Origin of the sequence: Streptomyces sp. NPDC058751, from assembly GCF_042746485.1 — a bacterium.
Lineage (GTDB): Bacteria > Actinomycetota > Actinomycetes > Streptomycetales > Streptomycetaceae > Streptomyces.
The window spans coordinates 76,507-94,011 of record NZ_JBHYPZ010000034.1 but is presented as its reverse complement, the minus strand read 5'-3'; the positions used below and the strand labels follow the sequence as shown (position 1 = coordinate 94,011).

Here is a 17,505-nt window from a genome sequence, read left to right as displayed (position 1 = left end):
TCCGCCCGTCCCGCCACCCGTCCACACGGAGGAGGAGAGCGACATGGTGCAGATCGGGTACACGATGATGACCGAGCAGGCCGGCCCGCGCGAACTCGTCGACCAGGTGGTCCGCGCCGAGCGGGCCGGATTCGACTTCTCCGTCACGTCGGACCACTACTTCCCCTGGCTGGACTCCCAGGGACACGCCCCGTACGCGTGGAGCGTGCTCGGCGCGGCCGCGCAGGCGACCGAACGCATCCCGCTCATGACGTACGTGACGTGTCCGACGACCCGCTACCACCCGGCGGTCGTCGCCCAGAAGGCCGCCACCCTGCAACTCCTGTCCCAGGGGCGTTTCCGCCTCGGGCTCGGCTCCGGTGAGAGGCTCAACGAGCACGTGGTGGGCGGCGGTTGGCCCGCCGCGCACGTCCGTCTCGACATGCTGGAAGAAGCCGTCGGGATCATCCGGTCCCTCTTCGAGGGTGGCGACGTCAACCACCACGGCGTCCACTTCGATGTCGAGAACGCCCGGCTCTTCGACCTGCCGGACACTCCACCGCCGATCGGCGTCGCCGTCTCGGGCGAACACTCGTGCGAGATCGCCGGTCACCTCGCCGACCTCCTGATCGCCACGGAACCCGAACCGGACCTGGTCTCCGCGTTCGACCGGCACGGCGGAGCGGGCAAGCCCAAGGTCGGCCAGCTCCCCGTCTGTTACGACACCGACCGGGCCGCGGCGATCGCCCGCGCCCACGACCAGTTCCGCTGGTTCGGCGGCGGCTGGCCGGTCAACTCCGAACTCCCGGGCCCCGGGAGCTTCGCGAACGCCACCCGCTTCGTACGTTCCGAGGACGTGGCCGGCTCCCTGCCCTGCGGCGACGACGTGGAGAGCGTGGTCGAGGCCGTACGGCCCTTCGTCGACGCGGGGTTCACCGAGGTCGCGCTGGTGCAGATCGGCGGCGACCACCAGGAACCCTTCACGGACTGGGCCGAGCAGAAGCTGCTTCCCGCCCTGCGTGAGCTGTGAGAGGGCGAGGACACCCACGATGACCGAGAAGCGCGCCGCGATCTTCGACCGCGCCCTCTACGCCACCTGCTTCGACCGGCTGACCGCGCTGGAAGGCGCGGGCGAACTGCTGCGCGCGCCGGCCGGGCGCGGGTGGGAGACCGTCCTGGCGACCTCGGCGAGCGGCGCGGAACTCTCGGCGCTCCGCCGCGCCGTCGACGCGGACGACGTCATCCTCGGGGCGGCCGGCGCGGACGACGTGAGTTCGGGCAAACCCGCGCCCGACCCCGTCGAACGGGCCAGGGACCTCGCCGGTGTGCCGAGCGGACGAGCGGTGTTCGTAGGGGACACCGTCTGGGACATGGAGGCCGGCACACGGGACGGGGTGATCTCCGTGGCGGTGCTGTCCGGCGGCATCCCGCGGGCCGACCTGGAGGCGGCGGGCGCCGACGCGGTCCACCAGGACGTCGAGGATCTCCTCGAAAACCTCGGCACGAGCGTCTTCGCCGACCGGGAATGAAAGGAACGGCCCTGGACCGGCGGGATCGGGGTACCCGATCGTCAGCGATCGCCGGAGCACGGCTACGGGTTCCGGCCGAATCAGGCTACGGACAGGAGGTGATCACCGTGTCGGACGTACGGACGCGGGCCGACGGACCGGCCGAGCGGACACGCGGAGCCGGATCGGACCAGGTGGGTGAGCTGGTCCAGCGGGCCTCGCAGCAGCTCACCGAGCTGGTGCGGGGCGAACTCCGGCTGGCGCAGGCGGAGATGAAGGAGAAGGGCAGGCGCTACGGGAAGAGCGGCGGTCTGTTCGGGGGCGCGGGAGTGGTCGGGTTCCTGACGCTTCAGGCCCTCGTGGCGACCGCGATCGCCGCGCTGGCCGTACCGCTGCCGGTGTGGGCGGCGGCACTGATCGTCACCGCGGTGCTGGGCCTCGTCGCCGCGGCCATGGCGCTGACGGGGAAGGAGCAGGCCGGCCGGGCGGCGCCGCCGAAGCCCGAGCAGGCGATCGAGAACGTGAAGGCCGACGTGGCCGAGATCAAGAGGAGTGCCCACCGATGAGCGAACCGTCCGATGACAAGCAGACGGCCACGACACCCGGCGAGATGCGCGAACAGGTCGAGCGGACCCGCGCCGAGCTGGGAGAGACGGTCCAGGCACTGGCCGACAAGGCCGATGTCAAGGCCCGCGCCAAGGACAAGGGCGCCGAGGTCAAGGAACGGACCGCGGAGGTGGCCGGGCAGGCGAAGGAGAAGACCGCCGAGGTCGCCGGGCAGGCCGTGGCCAAGGCGGAGGAGCTGAGGTCCAGGGCGGCCAGGGCCGCGCACGCGGTCCAGGACAAGGTGCCCGACCCGGTCAAGGACAAGGCGGCCCAGGCCGCGGGCCAGGTGCGCGACAAGGCCGCACAGGCCGGCGGAGCGTGGCAGGAGAAGGCTCCCGAGCCGCTGCGGCAGCACACGGCCCAGGGCGCGCGGATGGTCCGCGAGAACCGCGAGCTGCTTCTGGCGGCCGCGAGCGCCGCCGTCCTCGTATGGCTGGTGCTGCGCCACCGGAAGGGGTGAGACGGGCGGCCTCGCGGGAGTCCCCGTGCCGTCGCGGCACGGGGACTCCCGACGTTCCCAGGACCCGGGGCTCCCGCGGTGCCGAAAGATCCCGTTCGGCGCGTTTGTCGCCGGGGATTCGACGTGACGAGCGCAGAGGCGAAGGGGAGATCATGAAAGCAGCGGTGTACGAAGGCCCGCGCAAGGTCGGCGTCGAGGACGTCCTGGATGCCGGGATCGAGCACCCCTGCGACATCCTCGTGAAGGTCACCACGACGAACATCCGCGGTTCCGATCCGCACATGTACGAGGGGCGGACCTCGTTCGAGGCCGGAGCCCGCCCTCGCCGGAGCGGCCTACGGGTTCGCGGAGACGGGCCCCTGCCAGAGCGGCCAGGCCAAGCTGCCGCGCGTGCCGTACGGCGCAGGTGGTGAAGGACGCGACGCCCGGTCTGGGGGCCGGCAACGGGTGCGAGTGCGTCGGCTACCAGGCCCACGACCCGAACGGTCACGAGGACGCGAGCCTCACGGTCGACCAGCTCATCGGCGCCGTGCGTTTCACCGGCGACATCGGTGTGGTGGGCGTCTGTCTGCCCGAGGACCCCGGCGGCGCGGAAGCGCAGGGCGAGCTGGAGGCCCAGGGGAAGCCGCCCATCGACTTTTTCCGGGCGGCCCGTGAGCCCGCGGGCCATCGGGGGTACTCGACCGTCCACGTACGGGCCACACCCAGGAGGAGGGCGCACGATGCCTGCGGGATCGAACGAGAAGCGCGAGCGGCAGTACGAGCACATCAAGGAGAGCGCGCAGGACCGCGGGGAGTCCGAGAGCCGCGCCGAGGAGATCGCGGCGCGCACGGTGAACAAGGAGCGGGCCAGGGCGGGCGAGTCCGAGACGGCGAGCGAGGCGTCCCTGCGCGACCGGAAGTCGGCGTCGCAGCGGGGCGGCGAGCGTTCGCACTCCGGGGCGCAGGGCCCCACCAAGGACCAGTTGTACGAAGAGGCCAGGAAACGCGACGTCCACGGACGCTCGTCCATGAGCAAGCAGCAGCTCAAGAACGCGCTGGGCCGTTGAGGGGCGCGCCGGGGCGCCGAAGAGCCGGGAGAAGGGCCGCCGATGCCGGATGACGCGCAGAGGAACGGGCGGGACGAATCGCCCGAGGAGCGGGCCGACCGCAAGTGGGCCGACCTGCTCCAGGAGATCCGTGTGGCCCAGACCGGCGTGCAGATCCTGTTCGGCTTCCTGCTGACCGTGGTGTTCCAGCCGACCTACCGGCGGCTGTCCGACGCGGACCAGACGCTGTACATGGTCACGATCGTCCTCGGTGCCACGGCCGTGGGCGCGCTGGTGGCCCCCGTGGCGTTCCACCGGATCGTGACGGGCCGCCACATCAAGCCGCAGGCCGTCGTGTGGGCGTCCGGGCTGACCCTGCTCGGGCTGCTGCTCCTGCTGCTCACGATGACGTCCGCCCTGCTGCTGGTGCTGCGCACGGCCACGCACGACGAGGGGTACGTGCCGTGGATCGTCGCGGGGGTGGCCGGGCTGTACCTCCTGTGGTGGCTCGTCCTTCCCGCCGTCCTGCGGATGCGCCTGGGGAACAACGGCTCCGCCGACTCCGACCGCGGACGACGGTGAGGCGGACCGAACCGGCCGCACGGCACGCCCCCGGGTGGGCCGGCCGGTCCGGCCGGCCCACCCGGGGGCGCCCGGTCGTGCGCCGTCCGGGACCGGGCGGGGCGTCCGGCCGTCAGCGGCTGCGGATGGCGCTGGTGGTGAAGAACCCGGTGGCGGCGGCCGCGACGAGGGCGCAGACGGACAACAGCATGGTTCGACGCACGGGACGTCCTCTCTGACTGATCGTGAGCTGGCACCGTGCACAACGCCGGTCATGCGGTCAGGGGCTCGCCGCCGCCCCGCATGCCACCCGCATGGACGCGACGGCGGGTCGTGTCGCGCGGATCACCGGATCACCGGGACGCGGCACGTCCGCCGCCCCCGTGCCGTTCAGCGGACGCGTGCCACCGCCGTGTAGATGCCGCTGTCCTCCGGCGCCGGTGCCGGTACCTCGGCCGCCTGGACCCACTGCGTCGCCGTCACCAGGCCGGGGGAGACGAGGTCGAGGCCGTCGAAGAAGCGCTCCACCCCGGCCCGGGTACGGAAGCCGAGCTGGATGCCGCCCTTCGCGTACTCGGCGGTGACCTGCGCGGAGAGCTCGGGGAACACGTCGGAGGAGGCGTGCGACAGCACCAGGTAACTGCCCGACGGCAGCGTGTCGACCAGGTTGCGGACGATGGAGTGGGCGTCCTGGTCGTCGGGGATGAAGTGCATCAGCGCGATCAGCGACAGGGCGATCGGGCGGCTGAAGTCCAGGACGTGGCGGGCGTGCCGGACGATGTCCTGCGGCTGCCGCACGTCGGCCTGGATGTAGTCGGTGACGCCCTCGGGCCGGCTGACCAGAAGCGCCTCGGCGTGACGCAGCACGATCGGGTCGTTGTCGGTGTAGACGACCTTCGCCGACGGCGTGATGCCCTGGACGATCTGGTGCAGGTTCGGCTGGGTGGGGATTCCGGTGCCGATGTCCAGGAACTGGTCGATGCCCTGCTCGGCGAGCCAGGCGGACGCCCGGTGCATGAACTCGCGGTTCTGCCGGGCCGCGTCCCGCGCCTCGGGCGGCAGCTTCTCTCCCACCGCCTCGTCGACCGGGTAGTTGTCCTTGCCGCCCAGCAGCCAGTCGTAGACCCGCGCGGGATGTGCCCTGCTGGTGTCGAGCGGCGGAAACGACTGTCGGTCGATCGTCATGCTAGCTCCCATCGCACCACGCGAACGCGGGCAGGCCAAGTGTTCGATCATCCTACTCGGCGCGGCCATGTGGTCGGCGCGGTAAGGGAGTTGAGGGAACGGAGGGCCTTCGCGGGGAACGGGCCGGGAGGGCGCCGTACCGGTGCGGGGGAGCCGTCCGTCCTGGCGGGCGGGGTTCCGGTTGCGGGGCTCCGCGGGCGCCCGCAGGCTGGCTGTGAGGAGTGACCCGTGCCAGGGGATGGTCGTCGTGAGCGGATCCGCAGGCCGGACGACGAGCCCGTTCTCACGCCGGGACCGCGCCGTCATCGCCGCCGCCTCGATCGCGATGCTGCTGGTGGAGCTGGACTGGTTCGCGCTGAACCTGATGCTGCCCGTGATCGCCCGTGACTTCGGGACACCGGCCACGGATCTGCAGTGGCTGGTGAGCGGCTACATGCTGACCCTCGGGGCCCTGATGATCGTCGGCGGCCGGGCGGCCGACCTCTACGGCCGCAGACGGATCCTCGTCATCGGGCTGACGGGCTTCGCCGTGATGTCGGTGGTGTGCAGCGCCGCGCGGAACGCGGCGTGGCTGACCGCGGGACGGGTGGTCCAGGGGACGGCGGCGGCACTGGTCCTGCCCATCGCGGTGGCGGTGGTGACGGCGCACTTCCGCGACGGCCGCCAGGGCCGCGCCGTCGGGACCGTTCTCGCCTTCAGCGCCGTCGGTACCGCGCTCGGGCCCTTCGTCGGCGGCTCCTTCGCCGAACTCGTGAGCTGGCGCGCGGTCTTCCTGCTGAACGTGCCGTTCTGCGCGCTGGCGGTGCTGCTGATGCTGCGGTACGTCACGGAATCGCGGGACGAGGAGGCCGTGCGGGGGATGGACCTGCCCGGCGCCGTCACGCTGGCCGGCGGCCTGACGGCCGTCATGCTCGCCGTCGACCAGGGAGCGGACTGGGGCTGGGGCTCGCCGGCCGGCCTGGTGTGCCTCGTCGCGGGCGTGGTCCTGCTGGCCCTGTTCGCGGTGGTCGAACGGCGGGCGGCGGAACCGCTGATCGACCTGTCCCTGCTGCGCAACCGGCCGTTCGTGACCGTGACGGTGGCCGGGACGGTGTCGAACATCGTGTACTGCCTCGTCGCGGTGCTGGCGGCGCTGTACCTCCAGCAGGCACGGGGGCTGTCGCCGCTGGAGTCGGGCGTCGTCTTCCTGGCGCTGTCGGCGGGGGTGGGCGCGGCGAGCTACTGGTCGGGGCACCTGGCGCACCGGTGGCGGGCGGAGGTGCTGATGGCGGTGGGGCTGCTGCTGAGCGGGGTGGCGCTCGCCGCGCTGACCTGGGCACGTCCGCTGCCGCTCTACGCCGCCGTGTTCGCGGTGGTCGGAGCGGGCGTGGGGCTCGGCTGGGCGCTCACCAACGCGGCGACCCAGTCGTACGTCTCCGCCGGACGGCTGGCGGCCGCCTCGGGACTGGTGCTCACCTCGCTCGTGCTGTGGGGCGCGATGGCCGTGACGGTGGCCGCGACCGTACTGGAGGAGATCAGCGGATCCGCCGGCGGCGCGGCCGCCGACGGTCCGGCGGTCGACGGGGTGCTGCGGGTGGTCGCCCTGATCTCGGTGGCCGGCGCCGTGGTGCTGGTACCGCTCGTCCGCTCCGGCACGAGGACACCCGGGGGAGGGCCCGCGGCTACGCCGGAAGAAGTGGACGCGGCTCCGCGAGCGCGCTGACGGGCGCCGGTGTCCGGCCCGCCGACGGTCACCGGGCACTCGCGCGTTCCGGCCGGCCGGGGCGGGCGGGAGCCTCCCGAGGCCGGTTTTGAACCGCGCTTTACACGTCATCTGCAACCGCGGACCGGCGCCCGCGGTCCAAAAGAGCAGTGAGGCAGGCACGACTGTGGGTCGGGGGAGAAGTGAAGCGACGTAGCGGGACAGCGGCGGCATTCGTCATGGCCGTGGTGCTGGCGGGGGCCGGCGCCTGCGGCGGGGGGACGCCGAAGGCGAAGTCGGGCGACGGGAAGGCCGGGGGGAAGAAGCCGACGGCCGGCGCGAAGCCGTCGCCGTCGAAGCCCGCCGGGCCGCCGATGCTGCTGGAGACGATCACGCCGCAGACCGGCACCACGGTCGGCGTTGCGATGCCGATCTCGGTGATCTTCACCAACCCGGTGGCCCAGAAGGCGCGCGCCGGCATCGAGAAGCACATGAAGGTCACCAGCTCCCAGCCGATGACCGGCGCGTGGCACTGGTTCGGGGACAAGCGTGCCGACTGGCGGCCCAAGTCGTACTGGGCGAGCGGGACGAAGGTGAAGATCGTCGCCGACCTGAAGGGGATCGCCAACGGCAACGGCCGTTACGGCACGCGTTCCTACGTCCACGACTTCACCGTCGGCGACGACGTCCGCGCGGACGTGTCCGTCACCGGTCACACCATGAAGGTCACGAAGAACGGCGCGCCCGTACGGACGCTGTCGATCAACGCGGGAAGCGCCCAGTTCCCCACGTGGAACGGCGTGATGGCGGTGATCGACAAGCAGAAGGAGGTCCACATGACCTCGTGCAGCGTCGGCATCAGCTGCAACAAGGGCGACGCGAACTACTACGACCTGACGCTTCCCTGGGACGTCCACCTGACCCAGTCCGGGACCTACGTCCACTACTCGACCGGTGACCCGAACCCCGGCAGCGGCAGCGCCCAGGGCTCGCACGGCTGTGTCCACCTGTCGATCTCCGACGCCGAGTGGTTCTACAACCAGGTCAAGCAGGGCGACCCGGTCTCCGTCACCGGCTCCCCGCGCGCGAAGGCCCCGGCCGACAACGGCTACGCCTCGTTCAACCTGAGCTGGGACCAGTGGCTGGCGGGCAGCGCGAGCGGGGAGACCACCGCGGGCTGACCCGCGGCGGCGCACCGGGGCCGGGCCGGTCAGAAGAGCATGGCCAGATCGCCCGGCCGCACCCGGACCGTGACGGGGAGGGTCGCCTCGACCTCCCCGTCGGCGCCGTAGGGCACGGTCCGGTCGGCCTCTATGCGTATCTCCCGGCCCCGCAGGATCACCACTTCGGGCCGCGTGACGTGCGCGCCCGTCTTCAGCTCGTTCATGAGGGTGAAGAAGAGCCGCCGCGGGGCCTGGCGGATCATGACGACGTCCAGCAGGCCGTCGTCCGTCAGGGCCGCCGGGGCGATGACGCGCCCGGAGCCGTAGTAGGCGGAGTTGGCGGCCACGACGGTGTAGCCGCGGTGGAGGTGTTCCTCCCCGTCGACGGTGACGCGGTAGGACGCCGGACGCCAGCCGGCGACCGCGCGCAGACCGCCGGCGTAGTACGAGGCGGCCCCCCGCAGCACGCGCGCGTGGTTGGCGTGCTGATTGGCGAGCGCGTCGACGCCCGCGTACACACTGCCGAGGACCACGGTGTTCGCGTGCACCGCGGACTCCACTCCTATGGTGTCGACGCGCCGGGGCTCGTGGTGCAGCAGGACGCGGGCCAGGTCCGCGGCGTCGGCGGGCAGCCCGAGCGCGCGGGCGAAGTCGTTGCCCCGGCCGGCCGGGACCAGGCCGAGGACGGTGTCCGTCCCGCCGAGGGCCCCGCCTATCCCGCCCGCGATCCCGTCGCCGCCCACGGCGAGCACGATCCGGCCCCGCTCCCCGGCGCGGAGCGCGAGCTCCCGCGCGTGGGCCAGGCTGCGGCTGTACTCGGTCTCCAGGCCGGCTCCGGCCTCCCGCAGCAGGCGGGCGACCGGGAGCAGCGCCGCCGCCCCGGTGGAGCCGCCCGCGGTGGGATTGACGACGGCGGTGAACTGTCGCATCGGTGTGCCTCCGGGCAGTGTCGGGTGGGACGGAGCGGGCGGGGTCGCGGGCCGTGCGCGGCGGTGGGGCGGGTGGCCCGGGCGGACGGCGCGGCGGCGGCCCGGGGCCGCCGCCGGATCATCGGGGGCGGGCGTCAGTCGACGGGCAGCAGGATCCCGGGGTTGAGGACGCCGTCGGGGTCCAGCCGCAGCTTGACGGCCCGCAGGGCCTCGACGCCCAGCGGTCCCGCCTCCCGGAGGTACCAGTCGCGGTGGTCCGTCCCCACCCCGTGGTGGTGGCTGATGGTTCCGCCCGCGCGGAGGACGGCCTCGTTGGCGGCCTCCTTGGCCGGCGTCCAGTGGGCCACGGCGTCCTCGCCCTGCGCGGAGACCACCGTGAAGTAGAGCGAGGCGCCGTTCTCGTAGACGTGCGAGATGTGGCACATGACCAGGGGCGGGGTCCCCGCGGCGGAGAGCGTGTCGGTCAGGGCGGTGCGCACGGCGGCGTAGAGCTCGGGGACGCGTGACCAGAAGGTCGCGGTCTCCAGGGTCTCGGCGAAGGCCCCGGCGTCGAGCAGCGCGTCACGCAGGTACGGCGCCGAGTAGCGGCCGTGCGCCCAGCGTTCGCCGGGCTCGGCGCCCAGGTAGGTGCCCCCGGCCGCGCGGAGGACCGCCGCGGCCTCCTCACGGCGGCGCGCGGTCTCCTCCTCGGTCCCCTCGTACCCGGCGATCGCCGTGCAGCCGGCGATCACGGGGGCCCCGGCCGAGCCGATGGCCTCGGGCTGGGCGAGCCCGACGAAGGTCTCGGTCTCGTCGGACAGCCGCAGCACCGTGGGGCGCGGTCCGTCCTGGGCGAGCCGGCGCAGCGCGGTGGCGCCCTCCTCGAAGGAGGCGAAGCGCCACCCCTCGTAGACGCGCGTCCGCGGCAGCGGTCTGATCCGTACGGTGACGGAGGTGATGACCCCGAACGCGCCCTCGGAGCCGAGGACGAGCTGCCGCAGGTCGGGGCCGGCCGCCGAGCGGGGGGCGCGGCCCGTGTCCAGGGTGCCCTCCGGGGTCGCCAGGGTGAGACCGAGGACCATCTCGTCGAAGCGGCCGTAGCCGGCGGAGGCCTGGCCGCTGGAGCGGGCGGCGGCGAAGCCGCCGATGGTCGCCCACTCGTAGGACTGGGGGAAGTGCCCGAGCGTGAAGCCGTACTCGGCCAGGAGCGCCTCCGCGTCGGGGGCGCGCAGACCCGGCTGGAGCGTCGCGGTCCGCGACACGGGGTCGATGCCGAGCATGCCGTTCATACGGCGCAGGTCGAGGGCGACGAAGGCGCCGCGCTCCGGGGCGAGGCCGCCGACGACGGAGGTGCCGCCGCCGAACGGGACGACGGCGAGGCCGTGTCCGGCGCAGACGCGCAGCACGGCGAGCACCTCGTCGTGGGTGGCGGGCAGGACGACGGCCGAGGGGGCGTCCCCGGCGTCCCCCGCGCGGATCCTCAGCAGGTCGGGTGTGGACTTCCCCCGGGTGTGCCGGATCCGGGACTCCGCGTCGGTGCGTACGTGCTCCGCGCCGCCGACCGCCTCCGCCAGCGCCTCCAGGACCTCCCGGGCCGGCGGGGGCCCGGGCACGGAGATCTCCTCGAGGGCGTGGGGGGCGCTCTCCCGCGGCTTGACGCCGAGCAGGTCCCGCAGCAGGCCCGTCACCGAGCCGGGCAGCGGGGCCGCCTTGGCCGGGTCGCCCCAGCCACTCCACAGCATGTCCATGAACCAGTCCTCATCGGTCGGTCGCGACGTGCCGTCTCCCGCACGGCCGCACAGGGCGTTACACTGTGACACATGACGCCTATTCGTCACAAGCACTCGGACGGCGACCCCGTCCTCGACGCCGTACGCGACTGCGTCCTGGCCGTCGGGGTCCGGCGTACGACCCTCACCGACGTGGCCCGCCGCGCCGGTGTCTCGCGCATGACGCTCTACCGCCGCTGGCCCGACGTGCGCTCGCTGGTCGGCGACCTGATGACCCGTGAGTGGATCGACGTGGCGACCCGCGCCATGCCCGAGCCCGACCCGGACGAGCCGACGCGGACCCGGATCGTGGACGGTCTGGTGGCCGGCGCGGAGGGCTTCCGGGCCCACCCGCTCTTCCGCAAGATCGTCGACGTCGATCCCGAACTCCTGCTGCCCTACGTGCTCGACCGCCGCGGAGCCAGTCAGGAAGCCCTCCTGGAACTCCTCGCCGACGCCCTGGAACAGGGGCACGCCGACGGCTCCGTGCGCATCGCGCCCACGAGACGGCAGGCCCGCGCCGTACTGCTCGTGGTCCAGTCCTTCACCCTGTCGCTGCGGACCATGACCGACGAGGACGACCCCGAACTGACCAGCACGGCCTTTCTCGACGAACTGCGCACCCTTCTGGAGAGGACCCTCACGCCATGAGCCCCACGAGCAGTCCGTCCGGCCCGGCGGCCCCGGCCCCCGGATCGTCGCTCTCCGCCGCCCGCCGCCGCCGTGAACTGGCCGAGACCGTGGGCGGCGGCATCGTGGACGTCCTGGTGATCGGACTCGGCGCCACCGGAGCCGGGGTCGCCCTGGACGCGGCCGCGCGCGGTCTGAGCGTCGCCGCCGTCGACGCCCACGACCTCGCCTTCGGCACCTCGCGCTGGAGTTCCAAACTCATCCACGGCGGACTGCGCTACCTGGCCTCCGGGCAGCTCGACGTCGCCCACGAGAGCGCGGTCGAACGCGGTGTCCTCATGGAACGCACCGCCCCCCACCTCGTACGCGCCCAGCCCTTCGTGCTGCCCCTGACGCCGCTGGTGTCACGCGGTCAGGCATCCCTGGCCTGGGCCGGGTTCCGGGCCGGGGACACCCTGCGGCTGGCGGCCCGCACCTCCCGCGCCACCCTGCCCGCGCCGCGCCGCCTCTCCGCCGTGGAGGCCCGTCACCTCGCGCCCTCGGTGCGCCCCGCGGGCCTGCGCGGCGGACTGCTGTCCTGGGACGGCAAGGTCACCGACGACGCCCGGCTCGTCACCGCGCTCGCCCGCACCGCCGCCGCCCACGGCGCGAGGATCCTCACCCGGGTCAGGGTCCTCGGGACCGGCGGGACCGTCGCCCGCGTCCGTGACGAACTGACCGGGGAAGAGGGCGAGATCAGGGCCCGCGCGATCGTCAACGCCTCCGGCGTCTGGGCGGGCGAACTGGTCGAGGGCATCCGGATCCGCCCCTCGCGCGGAACCCATCTGGTGCTGCGCGCCGACCTGTTCGGACCGCTGCCCGCCGGGCTGCACATCCCGGTCCCGGGCGAGAGCAACAGGTTCGTCCTCGTTCTTCCGCAGGACGACGGCCGCGTGTACGTCGGCCTGACCGACGAACCGGTCGACGGGGACCTGCCCGACGTGCCCGAGGCGCCCGAGCCGGACGTGGGCTTCCTGCTGGACGTCGTCGGCTCGGCCCTGGACGTCCCGGTGCGGCGCGACGACGTGGTGGGTGCCTTCGCGGGGCTGCGCCCCTTGCTCGACACCGTGCCGGGCCGTTCGGGAGAGGTCGCCCGTACCTCCGACATCTCGCGCCGGCACGCGGTCCTCACCTCCGACGACGGGGTGGTCACCGTGGTCGGGGGCAAGCTCACCACCTACCGGCGCATGGCCCAGGACGCCGTCGACGCGGCGGTCGTGGTCCGGGGGCTGCGCGCCGGGCCCTCGACGACCGCCTCCCTGCCGCTGGTCGGCGCGGCCGCCCCGCACCGGCTTCGGTCGCTCGCCGCCCCCGGCCACCTCGTCCGCCGCCACGGCACCGAGGCCCCGGCCGTCCACGCCCTCGCCGCCCGCGATCCCCGGCTCGGCGAGCCCGTGGTGCCAGGACACCCCGTCACGCGGGCCGCGCTGCTGTGGGCCGTGCTGCACGAGGGCGCCCTCGACGAGGCCGACCTCCTGGACCGGCGCACCCGCATCGGCCTGATACCCGAGGACCGGACCGTCGCCGTGCCCGCCGCGAGGGAAGCCCTCGACACGGGCGCCGCCCGGACGGCCTGACGGACGGCCGCGCGTCACCGGAAGCCGAGGACGCCGCGGACCGGGAGGGCGGGTCGGCCGCGTGCCGTCCTGCCGCGACGCGCGGGGCGGGACGTCCCCGTCGGACCGGGCCGACCGCCGCCGAAGGCGGCTTCCGCCGGTGGAGCGGCACCCGGTCGGGGCCGTCGCCGCCCGGTCGGCCCGACCACCTCCGTGGAAGGTCTCCACGCGCCCCGCGAGGTCGTACGGGCGGCGCCCTTCGCGGGGGACCGCCGCCCGTACGACCTCGCGGGGCGTACACATGCACCGGGCTCCCGCCCGGCGGCCCCGGGACGGACGGGCCGCTGCGCCGACGCGAGTCGCACCGCACCGTCCGTCGGTGGTACGCGTTTCGCGTGTCGGACCGGCAGCCCGGGTCCGCCGAGCGCGTTTTCCCGAGACTGGCCCCATGAGCGAAGCAGCCGGATCACAGGCGTCGGCCGCACGACGCGAACGTCAGCAGACCGTCGTCATGGCGACCCTCACCGTCCTGGCGGGCGCGGTCGACGCGGTCAGCTTCCTGACCATGGGACAGGTCTTCACCGCGCTGGCCACGGGCAACCTGCTCTTCCTGTCCTTCGCCGTCGTCGGTGAGGGCGAGCTGCCGGTGGCCCGCCCCGCCGTCGCCCTGGCCGCCTTCGTCCTCGGGGCCGCCGCCGGAGCCCTCGCCACCGGCGGTCTCGTCGCACGGCACCGGCACTGGTTCGCGGCCGCCCTGGCCGTGGAAGGGGCGCTCCTGGCCCTCGCGGGCGCCACGGCGCTGTGGCGGCACGGCTCCGGCTCGCTCACCGACCACCCGGACAACCTGGTCATCGCCATGGTCGGCTTCGCCATGGGCCTGCGCGCGGACACCGCCCTGCGCGCGGCGGTTCCCGGCATGCCGACCCTGCTGGTCCAGGTGTCCCTGGTCCGCCTCGTCCACGGCCTCACCGGAGCCACCGAGGCGACCGCGCAGCGGCCCATGGCCCGGGTCCGACTCGCCGCGACCGTCGCCGGCATCTTCGCGGGCGGCGCCCTCGGCACCCTCATCACGCCGTGGGGGACGGGCCGCGCGCTGCTCGCCGTCGCGGCCGCGGTTCTCGTCGTGGCCGCACTCAACGTGATCCTGGCGCGGTACCACCTGCTCTCGCCGGAACTGATCGGCTGAACTCACCCGAGCCGAAACGGTGGTTGGACCCCCGTGGGCGCGGCGACCGCCCACCGCCCCGCCACCACTGCGGAGAAGAGGGCCGGACGGCATCATCTGTGCAGGTCACGGCCGTGCATCGGTTCACGGAGCAGGGTTTCTGTCGAAGATCGACAGCGGCTAATCTCCGCGTATGTCCCCAACCGCTGCGCAGCGCCTGCTGCGTGACGACCCGCGCACCACCGAAGTGGCCGTCCGTGATGTCGCTCTTCCCCTCTCCAGGGCGGAGGCACTGCTCCGTACGCTCAAGCCCGGGGAGAAGGTGCTGGCCCTCTATCACCAGGGGCTGGGGTACGCCGCCCTCACCGAGGGCGCGATCGTCCTCCTGAAGGGGAAGGAGCCTTCGCGCGTCGCGAGGCCCCTGGTGGTCCTGCGCCCCGCGTACGGGGCCGCGTCGTACGTGGACCTGTCCGTGAACGGGCGACGGATCACGGTGTGGGGGTCGAAGATCGACCCGTCCGGCGCGTTCGTGCAGGGGATCGACCGCGAGGTGCCCGGTTCCCCCGCCGACGATCCCCGCCTGGCCGCGGTCCTCGCCGGCGAGAGGATATCGCTGCCGGACGACCGCAAGAGGGCGCTGCTCGCGGAACTCGGACCCGATGAATCCGTCCGGGCCCTCTACAACTGCGGCTGGGGCCATGCCGCGCTCACGGGGAGGGGACTCGTCCTTGTCCGGGGCCTCACGAACCCCAAGGCCGTCCGGGTGCCCGAACCCGTGTCCATCCTCCGCCGTGAGCACGGTGTCCTCGACTCCACGGTGATCGTCGTCGACGGGGAGGAGCGCAGCCTCAGCGGGTCCTGGCTCGACCCCAGGGGAGAACTCCTCGCGGAGAGGGGAGAACTCCTGCCCGCCGGCTCCCCGGCCCGCCCGCGCGGCAGGGCGCGCGTGCCGGCATGGGTCCGCAGGCACCCCGTCCTCGCCTCCCTGGTCGCGGCGACGATGGTCTCCGCCGCCTGGAACGCGGGGCACGAGACACCCGCCCGGGCCGACAGGGACCGTACCGTGGCGGTACGGGACTTCAGGGGAGCGGCGCTCACCACGGCCGTCGCGGAGGCGCGGCGCCAGTCCTGGATGGCCGTGACGACGACCGACGCCTCCTCGTCGTTCCGGCGGGTGACGGACGGGGCGCCCGGCTGGCGGGTCTGCTTCCAGAGTCCTTCCGGAAAGGAGACCGTTCGCCCGGCCGTCAGGATGCTCACGCTCTACGCGGTCCCCGAGGAGGAGGCGTGCCCCGCGCAGCTGTTCGGCCCCCGGCGGGTGGTCATGCCGGACCTCCGGGGCGAGAGCCTCGGCGCGGCCTCGGGCACCCTGGACGATCTGGGGTTCGTGTACAGGACCACCCGGCACGCGTACACGGGTGAGCGCCTCGGCGACCGCATCCGGAACGTGGAGGACTGGCGGGTGTGCCGCCAGGAGCCGGACCCCGGCCGTGAGGTGCTGTCGTCGACGTGGGTCGACCTGTGGCTGATCGGGCCGGGCGACCCCTGCGCCGAGCCCAGCCCGAAGCCCACTCCGAAGCCCGAGCCGAAACCGAAACCGAAGCCCGAGCCGAAACCCGAGCCGAAGCCGCGCACCGGGGGCACGACCGGTTCCGCCACGGCGGGCGGTACGTCAGGAGGCGGCACCGGCGGCGGTTCCACGGGCGGTTCCTCCGGGACCTCGGGCGGAAGCACCGGAGGCGCGGGCGGCCGCTCCGGCGTCGGGTTCGGGCAGTACTGCTCTCCCGTGGGCGCCACCGCGACCACGGCCGACGGGCGCCCCGCGAAGTGCTTCATGGGCAAGGACGGTCACGCCAGGTGGGGCTACAACTCCGGCTGACCGGGCGCCGGCCGGGGCGGTGACCCCGGCCGGCGTGCTCTCCGGGACCACGGCTCCGGCCGGTCGGGGCCGGTTGCGCGCGCCCTCGACGTTGCCGGGAACCGGCAGTTCGGCCGGGGGCCCACGCTTCCGGGACCCGCCATGCCGGCCGACCGGGCACTTGTGACCCAATGCTCCTGGACGAAGGAGACACGGCAATGCCCGCACAGACGAAGGACCGGCGGCCCTCGGCAGGGATCCGGAAGGAGCGGTGGCACGCGGTGGCGTGGACACTGCTCGGACTGGCCCTGTCGGGGGTGGCGGTGGGTACCGGCCTCCACGTCCCCGGAAAGGTCGCCACGGAGACGGCCTTCCGCGACGCCCGGCCGTGCGGCGGTGAGGCCGGGGCACGGGGCGGGCCGGCGAGCTGTCTGCGCACCGTCCGCGGGACGGTGCTCTCCGCCCGAACGGCCAGGAGTGGTAAGACGACGGTCTTCCGCGTGCTGCTCCGGCCGCCGGTTCCCGCCCCCGCCGATCAGCCGATCGACCTCGACGCGCACGGCGACCTCTCCGAACTCGTCCGGCCGGGGGAGCGGGTGGACGTCACCACCTGGCGGAGCGACGTGGTCTCCGTCAGCCGGGGCGGGGTGCGCGAGCGGCTCGCGGGACTGCCGGACGAGGACCCCACCGTCCTCACCGGGGTCGCCCTGATCGGTGTCTGGTCGGCGGCCCTGGCCTTCATCGCCGCCTTCGGCGGCGCCCGCCGGGCCCGCGGCCTCGCCGCCGGCCGCCCCGTCGTTCCCCGGGTGCCGTTCGGCAGGGCGAAGTCCGTGGCCGTGGTCGCCGTGCCGATGGTCGTGGCCTTCTGCGCCGGTCACTTCTGGGACACGTGGACGGCCGTGGTCGTGGCCGTGGCCGTCTGGGCCCTGATCGCGGTCCCCGCCACGATCGTCGCCCTGCGCTGGGACCGGGAGCCGTCCCCGACGTCCCCGCCGGGCGGACAGGAGGACCACCGGCCCGCCGCCGAAGCGTCCTCGCCCCGGTGAGGACCTCCTCGTACACCCGTGCTCCCGGAGCGGAGGGCGGGGCCGCGACTCGCGCTCGGAACCGCTGAGTTCAGGCTGCCTGGCGGCCGAGACGGAAGTCACGGGCGTTGGCGGATCGCGCCAATATTCGTCGTTTTCCCTTCCGGGCAGACCCGCCGGGTGATCGAATGTGCCGCTCCGCGGCGCACCGGCGCCCGCGGGACGGCCCCTGTGAGGGTCTGCGCGACGGTCCGCCCCGGCCCTCCTCCGCGTCCGGCAGCCAGGGGCGCGACGGGGACGTACGAGGTGGTACCGCCGCGTATCGCCACCGCGCTCCGGCCCGGTACCGGAACCGGGCCGACCCACTTCGGCTGGATCATCCGG

The 17,505-nt window shown here is 73.8% G+C and carries 15 protein-coding genes and 2 pseudogenes; 14 read left to right on the top strand and 3 right to left on the bottom strand.

The window, feature by feature from the left end; translation table 11 throughout:
- Positions 1 to 43 precede the first annotated feature (43 nt).
- The 7 genes and pseudogenes from ACFW6B_RS28370 (at position 44) to ACFW6B_RS28340 (ending at position 4,163) form a co-directional block, all read left to right on the top strand.
- Positions 44 to 1,009, top strand: a complete 966-nt coding sequence (locus ACFW6B_RS28370; protein ID WP_386600179.1) for an LLM class F420-dependent oxidoreductase — start codon at positions 44 to 46, stop codon at positions 1,007 to 1,009.
- A 49-nt stretch (positions 1,010 to 1,058) separates the two neighbouring features.
- Positions 1,059 to 1,508: pseudogene (locus tag ACFW6B_RS28365) on the top strand (HAD family hydrolase); the annotation flags it as partial.
- 173 nt (positions 1,509 to 1,681) lie between these two features.
- A complete protein-coding gene (locus ACFW6B_RS28360) occupies positions 1,682 to 2,053 on the top strand; it encodes a phage holin family protein (protein ID WP_386600223.1) in 372 nt (123 codons plus the stop codon).
- Positions 2,050 to 2,553: a DUF3618 domain-containing protein gene (locus tag ACFW6B_RS28355; protein WP_386600177.1), complete on the top strand. Its 504-nt coding sequence runs from the start codon at positions 2,050 to 2,052 to the stop codon at positions 2,551 to 2,553. Before ACFW6B_RS28360 ends, ACFW6B_RS28355 begins: the two co-directional genes overlap by 4 nt.
- 152 nt (positions 2,554 to 2,705) lie before the next feature.
- A pseudogene (locus ACFW6B_RS28350) lies at positions 2,706 to 3,193 on the top strand (hypothetical protein); the annotation flags it as partial.
- 82 nt (positions 3,194 to 3,275) lie between these two features.
- Positions 3,276 to 3,602, top strand: a complete 327-nt coding sequence (locus ACFW6B_RS28345; RefSeq protein ID WP_386600175.1) for a plasmid stabilization protein — start codon at positions 3,276 to 3,278, stop codon at positions 3,600 to 3,602.
- A 42-nt stretch (positions 3,603 to 3,644) separates the two neighbouring features.
- On the top strand, positions 3,645 to 4,163 hold the full coding sequence (locus ACFW6B_RS28340) for a DUF6328 family protein (RefSeq protein ID WP_386600172.1): 519 nt from the start codon (positions 3,645 to 3,647) through the stop codon (positions 4,161 to 4,163).
- A 369-nt stretch (positions 4,164 to 4,532) separates the two neighbouring features.
- On the opposite strand, the gene ACFW6B_RS28335 is transcribed toward ACFW6B_RS28340, so the two are convergent.
- On the bottom strand, positions 4,533 to 5,327 hold the full coding sequence (locus ACFW6B_RS28335; protein WP_386600170.1) for an SAM-dependent methyltransferase: 795 nt from the start codon (positions 5,325 to 5,327) through the stop codon (positions 4,533 to 4,535).
- Between the two features lie 247 nt (positions 5,328 to 5,574).
- Here ACFW6B_RS28335 and ACFW6B_RS28330 point away from each other — a divergent pair, with 247 nt between their 5' ends.
- A complete protein-coding gene (locus ACFW6B_RS28330) occupies positions 5,575 to 7,029 on the top strand; it encodes an MFS transporter (protein ID WP_386600168.1) in 1,455 nt (484 codons plus the stop codon).
- 218 nt (positions 7,030 to 7,247) lie between these two features.
- Positions 7,248 to 8,189 (top strand): Ig-like domain-containing protein, encoded by a 942-nt coding sequence (locus tag ACFW6B_RS28325; RefSeq protein ID WP_386600220.1) that lies wholly within the window; start codon positions 7,248 to 7,250, stop codon positions 8,187 to 8,189.
- Positions 8,190 to 8,218: 29 nt separating this feature from the next.
- Here ACFW6B_RS28325 and ACFW6B_RS28320 read toward each other — a convergent pair whose 3' ends face one another.
- Both ACFW6B_RS28320 and ACFW6B_RS28315 read right to left on the bottom strand, forming a co-directional pair.
- Positions 8,219 to 9,100 (bottom strand): YegS/Rv2252/BmrU family lipid kinase, encoded by an 882-nt coding sequence (locus ACFW6B_RS28320; protein WP_386600166.1) that lies wholly within the window; start codon positions 9,098 to 9,100, stop codon positions 8,219 to 8,221.
- 134 nt (positions 9,101 to 9,234) lie between these two features.
- Positions 9,235 to 10,827, bottom strand: coding sequence for an FAD-binding oxidoreductase (locus ACFW6B_RS28315; RefSeq protein WP_386600164.1), 1,593 nt, complete (start codon positions 10,825 to 10,827; stop codon positions 9,235 to 9,237).
- A 72-nt stretch (positions 10,828 to 10,899) separates the two neighbouring features.
- Between ACFW6B_RS28315 and ACFW6B_RS28310 the strand changes: the two genes are divergently transcribed.
- The 5 genes from ACFW6B_RS28310 to ACFW6B_RS28290 all read left to right on the top strand — a co-directional run bounded on the left by ACFW6B_RS28310 (position 10,900) and on the right by ACFW6B_RS28290 (position 17,142).
- Positions 10,900 to 11,499 (top strand): TetR/AcrR family transcriptional regulator, encoded by a 600-nt coding sequence (locus tag ACFW6B_RS28310; protein ID WP_386600162.1) that lies wholly within the window; start codon positions 10,900 to 10,902, stop codon positions 11,497 to 11,499.
- A complete protein-coding gene (locus tag ACFW6B_RS28305) occupies positions 11,496 to 13,094 on the top strand; it encodes a glycerol-3-phosphate dehydrogenase/oxidase (protein WP_386600160.1) in 1,599 nt (532 codons plus the stop codon). The genes ACFW6B_RS28310 and ACFW6B_RS28305 overlap by 4 nt, the downstream gene beginning before the upstream one ends.
- Before the next feature lie 427 nt (positions 13,095 to 13,521).
- Positions 13,522 to 14,259, top strand: coding sequence for a YoaK family protein (locus ACFW6B_RS28300; protein WP_386600157.1), 738 nt, complete (start codon positions 13,522 to 13,524; stop codon positions 14,257 to 14,259).
- A gap of 172 nt (positions 14,260 to 14,431) precedes the next feature.
- The gene (locus ACFW6B_RS28295; protein WP_386600155.1) at positions 14,432 to 16,117 is read left to right on the top strand and encodes a PASTA domain-containing protein; all 1,686 of its coding nucleotides are present in this window, start codon (positions 14,432 to 14,434) and stop codon (positions 16,115 to 16,117) included.
- Positions 16,118 to 16,314: 197 nt separating this feature from the next.
- Positions 16,315 to 17,142: a hypothetical protein gene (locus ACFW6B_RS28290; protein ID WP_386600152.1), complete on the top strand. Its 828-nt coding sequence runs from the start codon at positions 16,315 to 16,317 to the stop codon at positions 17,140 to 17,142.
- The last annotated feature ends 363 nt before the right edge of the window (positions 17,143 to 17,505 follow it).